Source organism: Streptococcus sp. WM07, from assembly GCF_004570525.1.
GTDB lineage: Bacteria > Bacillota > Bacilli > Lactobacillales > Streptococcaceae > Streptococcus.
This window is the reverse complement of record NZ_SPPZ01000077.1, coordinates 1-6,364: the sequence shown is the minus strand read 5'-3', so window position 1 is coordinate 6,364 and position 6,364 is coordinate 1. Positions and strand designations below refer to the sequence as shown.

Genomic DNA, 6,364 nt, shown 5'->3' with positions numbered 1-6,364 from the left:
TTTTTAGAATTGTAATTTGTTAGACTGAACATATGGGTTTCCTTTCTATTTTGATTTGGTTTGCGCTTATATCATAAAGGGGAAATCCTTTTTTGTCCAGTCAAAAGTCTCACCTAATGGGTGAAAAATCAAAAACTTCCAGAAACCATGATGTATCAGCGATTCTGGAAGTTTTTTTAGTTATGTATGAATAATTTGGGTTAACCTGCTTATAGGCTTCGAGAAGATTGTCTCTTGATAATATCTGGTCTAGTAATTTAGACATGCGCGTATTCCTTTCTTGTTTCGCTATCTCTAGGACGTCTTAAAATTGATGAACCTTCCTCTAGTCAATACGTGACTGCCTCCGGTTCTATCAGACACTTATCCTTACAGATACAAGTGAAGTAGGTATACTTCGGTTAACTGTTCACCCCTTCGCTCCACTTCCATTACAGAAGTTTCTTCACTACTATGGGTTCGGCTGACTTCTTGTCGTTCGTTGTTACTAGGCTATTGCCTCGACAAGACCTCACGGGATAAGTCGTACATCTTTCCTCGTTTACTCTCGTGATTTACGCATATAGGTTACGACTACCTTCTTGGACTTTAGAGTTTACAGCCTCCTTATCCCCCATATACGCCTTACTATCACGTTTCTGTTCGTAGAGCCACGATTTCGCTATCCCTTCCTCTCCCCGCTACCTCACGATAGTTAGGCTTGGGATTCGCTATTGGGTTCACCGGTAGCAGGTGCCCACAGAGGACTTACACCTCAGATGTACGACATGCCCGTCGTACTGTAAAAAGCCGGAAAAGATATTTCCGACTGACCTATTTGGACACTAAAAATTTAAGCCCCCTTCAAAGAACTGTTACTGATTAGCAATTCTTGCAAAACCAGCTCGTAAATCAGCATTGGCTGTTTCTCTAAGATATAGTACGGGTCCATCCCATTGATTGGTATATAAAACAATTGGCGAACCTGAACGATCAAATGCAAAATAATAGATGTGATTCACAGAATTATTCAAATACTGGTAATTTGCTACTACCTTGTAATCTGCATCTCCACGCCCATCAGCCGAAACTTTAAGACTAACATCATTTCCACCAACATTAAAGGACCAGCCTTCTATTAGTTTCGTTCCTTTATTCTCATACCCTGGCTGATTCATCGAATTTCCCCAGTTAACCATAAAATCTGCTAAGACTGCATCTTTATCACTATTCCATAAAGCTGGTGTAGCAATCTCAGTTTGAGAGTCTTTCTTTTCAGAACTGGAAGGTTCCAAAGTCTCCTCTTTCTTATCCGCGAAAATACTTTGAACTTCCTTTAATGAATAAGCATTCATAAGAAAATTTTGATAGGCTTTCTGCATATCCTGTGGAGCTTCTTGGAACATTTTTTCACCCTTCGCATGATTAGTGTGATAAACTTTTCCGTTTGAAGCCAGTAGAACAGAATAATTTTCCTTCTCAGTGTCTATAAGTTTTTGACCTAAATAAGTTTTTCCCATCCCTGCAGCAGGTATTAGCTGGTCCTCAGGTACACGTGGTTTCAAAAATTTTTCGAATTCATCGTTAACACTTATATAGTAAGCATGGGTAGTATCTTTGAGAGAGTAAATTCGAAAAACAATAGCATTATCCGTAAAATCTTTTACTTGATCACTAGAGACTTTCATTCCCAAAAGACGTAGGTCATAGCTATCTCTTTCTTCTACCAGATTGAGATTACTTTCTTTAGATGCTTCTTCTAGACTACCAGGTGAAGTCCAACCAAAACCAGCCAAAATATCACCATCGACTGATTCTTTGGTAATCACATGGGCATAACCCGTTCCATGCGTTGGCAAAGTTGTGGACCGAATAACAACTGCATCTTTTCCATATGGACTATCATATAACCATTTCCCAAAATTTTGGGAAACCAACTTAACCTCTTCCTCACTGAGCTGCTCAATTTTCTCAGCATAATCCACTTCTTCTGAATCTTGACTGACTGACTGGCTGACAGAAATTTGGCTATTGCCGGATTGGCTGTATACATAGTAGCCACCAGCCAGAAGTAGAAATACTATAAAAATGGTTCCCCATATCCAGCTAGGAATACCTCTGGCAGATTTTTGACTTGGTTGAACTTGAACGATTTGTGGTTGCGGAAAGCCAGTTTGTTTGGCCTGCATAAATTCTTCAGGTGTTGGCTTGCGACCAAAAAGCTGTTCAAATGCTTGAGACCAATCTTTTGCGTTCATCCTCTTCTCCTAACCTAACATTTCTAATAACGGTCCAAGGGCAAAATAACCTAAAACCACAGCCAAAGCAATGGTCAAAAGTACAATCGCAATCATGAGCAGAATGCGCAAAATCCGCATACCCGTTGAGGCTTGCTGCGGATTTTGATTGGCAGCAGCTTGCGTAACATAGCTTGGGGTTAATGTTGCTGGGTTAACTGGCGGAACAAGATCCGCTGCTAGTTCTACAGTTCCAAGAGCTTGTGTAGTTGCTGCTTCTACCTCATGATTTTCCTGAGAGACTCCCGCTACTTCTTGTATCTCCTCCGTTGCAGCAACAGCTTGAGCAGGTTGAGGTTTTTCTGTTACCACAGATTCAGATTTTGGCTGCCCCCCCTGTTCCTCTGGTACTTCTACAATCTGAGTAGAATGAACTTCTTCGGTAACCATAGGTTCTGAACTAAGTTGAGTTACGGCCTCCTCTGAAGAACTTGCTTGAGATTCTAGCACTAGTTTCTCGTCTACTCCTAGATTATCCATTGCGGGGAATCCTTGTGCTTTAGCTGCCATAAATTCTTGGGGTGATGGCGTTCTTTTATAAATTTCTGTAAACAATGCCGTCCAATCGGCAGCTGTCAACGATTCTGAACTTTCCATCACCAGTTCCGGAAAACCAGCCTTTTTAGCCTCCATAAATTCTTGAGGCGAAGGTTCCCGTCCTTCAATTTTTTTAAAAGCATCCGACCATTCTTTACCTGTCATCTTTTCTCCTCTTTCATATCAATTTCTCTTAGAATAACATCATTAGAATGTGATTACAAGGTATATTTAACTAATGGTTAAAAGGAACTAGAAAAAGGTCCATGGATGTAATAAGCATGGACCTCATTCATATTTAACCTAGTTTGAACTAGTAAAGGGAAATAAGTTTTACTAGATATTCACCAGCAATCATCATTGATAAGACACCAAAGACAAATAGTACTAATCCGTTCACAATAACCGCAAGAATATACTTATAAAACATATCCAAAGATGATACATCGCGCGAGTGGGCTAAGGCAAAAGTTGTAGCTAGTCCAAATACTAGCACGCTAAGAATAATTAGGATGAAGGCAATTGAGTAAACATCAATTAAGACAAATAGAGTTGCTAATGCCATCATAACAATATTCACAGAGAATAAACGTCCATACCAATCAAAGGCCTTAGTTAATGTAAATTGTGTATCGCTATAAACAAAGCGCTTAGCTACAAATCCGGCAAAAATAATGGCGAATAGATATAAACCAGATCCAACTAAAATTGCCATAAAGGCTGAGAATCCCACTGGATTACTCATCAAAGAAGTTGAACTTCCAGAATAATAGTTGTTAATGCCATTCATGAAATTTGACCCAAATCCCATAGACTTACGAGCAATAATGAAAATTGTCAAAGTATAAAATAAAGTCAATAAGCCAAAAGCTATCCATCCATTTGCAGGCGTTGTCTGTACTTCTGATGTTGGTGCTTTTAAGGCTGATGCAAACCAATTCCAGAAGTCGGTAGACGTTTTTTTAATTTGTTCCTGATGTTCTGGAGATACCAATGGTGCTACTTGGGGTGTAGGTGGTACTTGATCCGGTTGGACGGCTACTGATTGAACAGGCGGTATTTGAGTAGCTTCTGAAGCCACTGATGTATCTGCACTTGCTTGCACAGCCTGCGGTTGGCTTACAGGTGAATCTACAATCTCACCCTTTTCCACAGCTGCTGCCACTTCTTCTCCAGTAGCAGGCCGTCCATTAATAGCTTCAAAATATTCTAACCAATCTGAACGATTCATTATGATCTCCTCTTCTTCCTAAACTTTTCTATGAAATTTTCAAATCAACACTCAAATATTATACAGTTTCAAAACCTTAATGACAATAAGTTCAAGGTCATTTTTCTGCAATCAATATAGGAAAACATCGGACTTACTGAAATACCCGTTTCTCCTCAGCTTACTTTAAGAGTCCTAGGTCGTATTTCCAAGCTAAGATCCGTTTGACAGACTGATCAATGCGTTTTTCTGTTAATTCACCTTCTTCAATTTTATCCAAAAGGTATTGAATTTGAGTGCTATAACTAGATCCTAAGATAAGATCGTTTCCAGCTTGAATGACCTGAAATGCTGCCTCATCTTGATTAACAAAATCCGCTAAACCAGCCATATCCAAATCATCTGTCATAATAACTCCCTTAAAATTCAGTTCCTGTCGAAGAATATCGGTAACCTTTTTAGAAATCGATGATGGAACAGAATCAACCTGACTAAGAATATTATGAGATACAAGAATGCTATCTGCTCCTTGTGCAATTCCTGCTTTAAAAGGAAGGAAATCAGATTTTCTTAAACTCTTTAAAGATCTATTATCTCGAATGATATCCGTATGGCTATCTCCATTGTTACCATAACCAGGGAAATGCTTCAACGTAGAGCCCAGCCCTTCCTGCTTAAAGGTTTGAACAACCTCAGCAACATAGTCGGCTGTTGTTTCGGCATCTTGTCCAATGGTTCGAGGATAGATAAAAGTATTGGAATCTGTGGCTACATCTGCTACAGGTGCCAAACCAGCATTGATGCCTGCTTCCTGAAGAATTTGGGATTTTCGTTTTGCATCTGCTACAATGGCGTCCATTCCACCTTCCTGATAGAGTTGCATGGGGGATAGAAATGGTTTGCTGATAATACTGCTAATCCGAGTAACAGTGCCACCTTCTTCATCTGATCCTATCAACAGTGGAATTTTAGAAGCTTCTTGAAAACCATCCGTTAATTCTCGAATCCCTTGAACGGTTTGACCTTCAAAATCTTTACCAAATAAGATGTAGCCGCCCAAATGGTAATCCTGAATATCTTTGATTTGGTTGGAATAGGGAAGACGTGCCCAAAAGAGCTGTCCGACCTTTTCCTCCAGCGTCATATCCTTTAGTAACTTTTCAATCGTTGCGTCTTTTTTACTGCTCACTTTCTTTTCTACCTGCTCAGGTCTCTGCTTCCTGTCTGTAGTCTCTACTTTTTTATGAATCATTATCATCAAAAATAGACCCAGGAAAAATAAGAGGTAAAAGAGAAAAAAGGCAATGGGTTTTATTTTTCTTCTCATACTTTTTATATTATAGCATCTATCCTTAACCTAGACTAGGTTATTTTTGGCAAATGAAAAACCCGAACTCAAAAGAAAGACCTCGGTCCCTGTTCTAGTTTCTGATTTCTGCTAGAGCCTGTTCGACCTGCCGGATAACTTCTCTCATAGCCTCTTCATCGTTAACAAAGTCAAGCTGATTACCATCAATTCGTACCTTAGGGCTTTTATCATAAGCGTCATACCAGTCTGGGTAGGCACTATGAACTTGCTGGTAATAAGCCTCTAAATCTGGATTACCATCAATTTGCTCATAATCCCGACCACGAAGTGCAATTCGATACAACATCGTTTCAAAAGAAACATCAATATAAATCAATAGATCCGGAGCTTTTTTAGGCATCCCTTCTAACTCTTCCATCATATTATCCAGTAATTCGTGGTAAACCTGATGTTCTTCCTGTGTAACATTACCATTCCTATAATTCAAATCCAAAAAGAGTGCATCTTCAAAGATAGAACGGTCCAAAATGTTATTATCATGAGTGTAAGCCTGCTTTATACTCTTGAAACGCTTATTTAAAAAATAAATTTGTAAAAGAAAAGCATACTTCTCTGGATTTTTATAATACAAATCCAAAACAGGATTGTCATCTACCGATTCATAGAAAACCTCTGTCCCAAAATGCTCCCCCAAAGCCGCTGCCAACGATGATTTTCCGGCACCAATGGTACCCGCTAAAACTAACAAAATTTTCATTCCCTCCTTAGAATTTGAGCAAGTCTTTTCAACATCAAGGTTGAATATCTCAAAAAATTCAATTACTCCCTAATACTGTATCACAATCGGCTACTTCTTCCTAGACTCTAGCACCAAAAAATCAAAAAATACATATCCAGTAATTAACGCTAAATTTCAAGTTGAAGTTAGCCACCGCTAAGAAATTCCTTCGGCGACTTGTAGCCCAAGCATTTTTTAGGATAGTTGTTTATCCAATTTTCAATAAAGGCTACCTCTTTTGGGGTCGTTTCTTT

Annotated in this window: 5 protein-coding genes and 1 pseudogene; all 6 read right to left on the bottom strand. The window is 39.1% G+C overall.

The genetic code is table 11. From position 1 onward, the window contains the following. Positions 1-854: 854 nt before the first annotated feature. Positions 855-2,237, bottom strand: coding sequence for a DUF4767 domain-containing protein (locus tag E4T71_RS08005; protein WP_135038771.1), 1,383 nt, complete (start codon positions 2,235-2,237; stop codon positions 855-857). A gap of 9 nt (positions 2,238-2,246) precedes the next feature. Then, positions 2,247-2,978 carry a hypothetical protein gene (locus tag E4T71_RS08000; RefSeq protein WP_135038769.1) on the bottom strand — a complete coding sequence of 244 codons (732 nt, stop codon included), beginning with the start codon at positions 2,976-2,978 and terminating at the stop codon, positions 2,247-2,249. Between the two features lie 148 nt (positions 2,979-3,126). Beyond that, on the bottom strand, positions 3,127-4,044 hold the full coding sequence (locus tag E4T71_RS07995) for a DUF6574 domain-containing protein (RefSeq protein WP_135038767.1): 918 nt from the start codon (positions 4,042-4,044) through the stop codon (positions 3,127-3,129). 160 nt (positions 4,045-4,204) lie between these two features. After that, positions 4,205-5,167 (bottom strand): glycoside hydrolase family 3 protein, encoded by a 963-nt coding sequence (locus E4T71_RS07990; RefSeq protein ID WP_228062389.1) that lies wholly within the window; start codon positions 5,165-5,167, stop codon positions 4,205-4,207. A gap of 277 nt (positions 5,168-5,444) precedes the next feature. Next, a complete protein-coding gene (locus tag E4T71_RS07985) occupies positions 5,445-6,083 on the bottom strand; it encodes a deoxynucleoside kinase (RefSeq protein ID WP_135038773.1) in 639 nt (212 codons plus the stop codon). 173 nt (positions 6,084-6,256) lie between these two features. Continuing rightward, a pseudogene (locus E4T71_RS07980) lies at positions 6,257-6,364 on the bottom strand (IS30 family transposase); the annotation flags it as partial.

What these genes read in the sequence shown, in the direction of transcription:
- E4T71_RS08000 (WP_135038769.1), bottom strand. Translation starts at nt 2,978, where the DNA reads ATGACAGGTAAAGAATGGTCGGATGCTTTTAAAAAAATTGAAGGACGG.
- E4T71_RS07990 (WP_228062389.1), bottom strand. Translation starts at nt 5,167, where the DNA reads ATGACGCTGGAGGAAAAGGTCGGACAGCTCTTTTGGGCACGTCTTCCC.
- E4T71_RS07995 (WP_135038767.1), bottom strand. Translation starts at nt 4,044, where the DNA reads ATGAATCGTTCAGATTGGTTAGAATATTTTGAAGCTATTAATGGACGG.
- E4T71_RS08005 (WP_135038771.1), bottom strand. Translation starts at nt 2,237, where the DNA reads ATGAACGCAAAAGATTGGTCTCAAGCATTTGAACAGCTTTTTGGTCGC.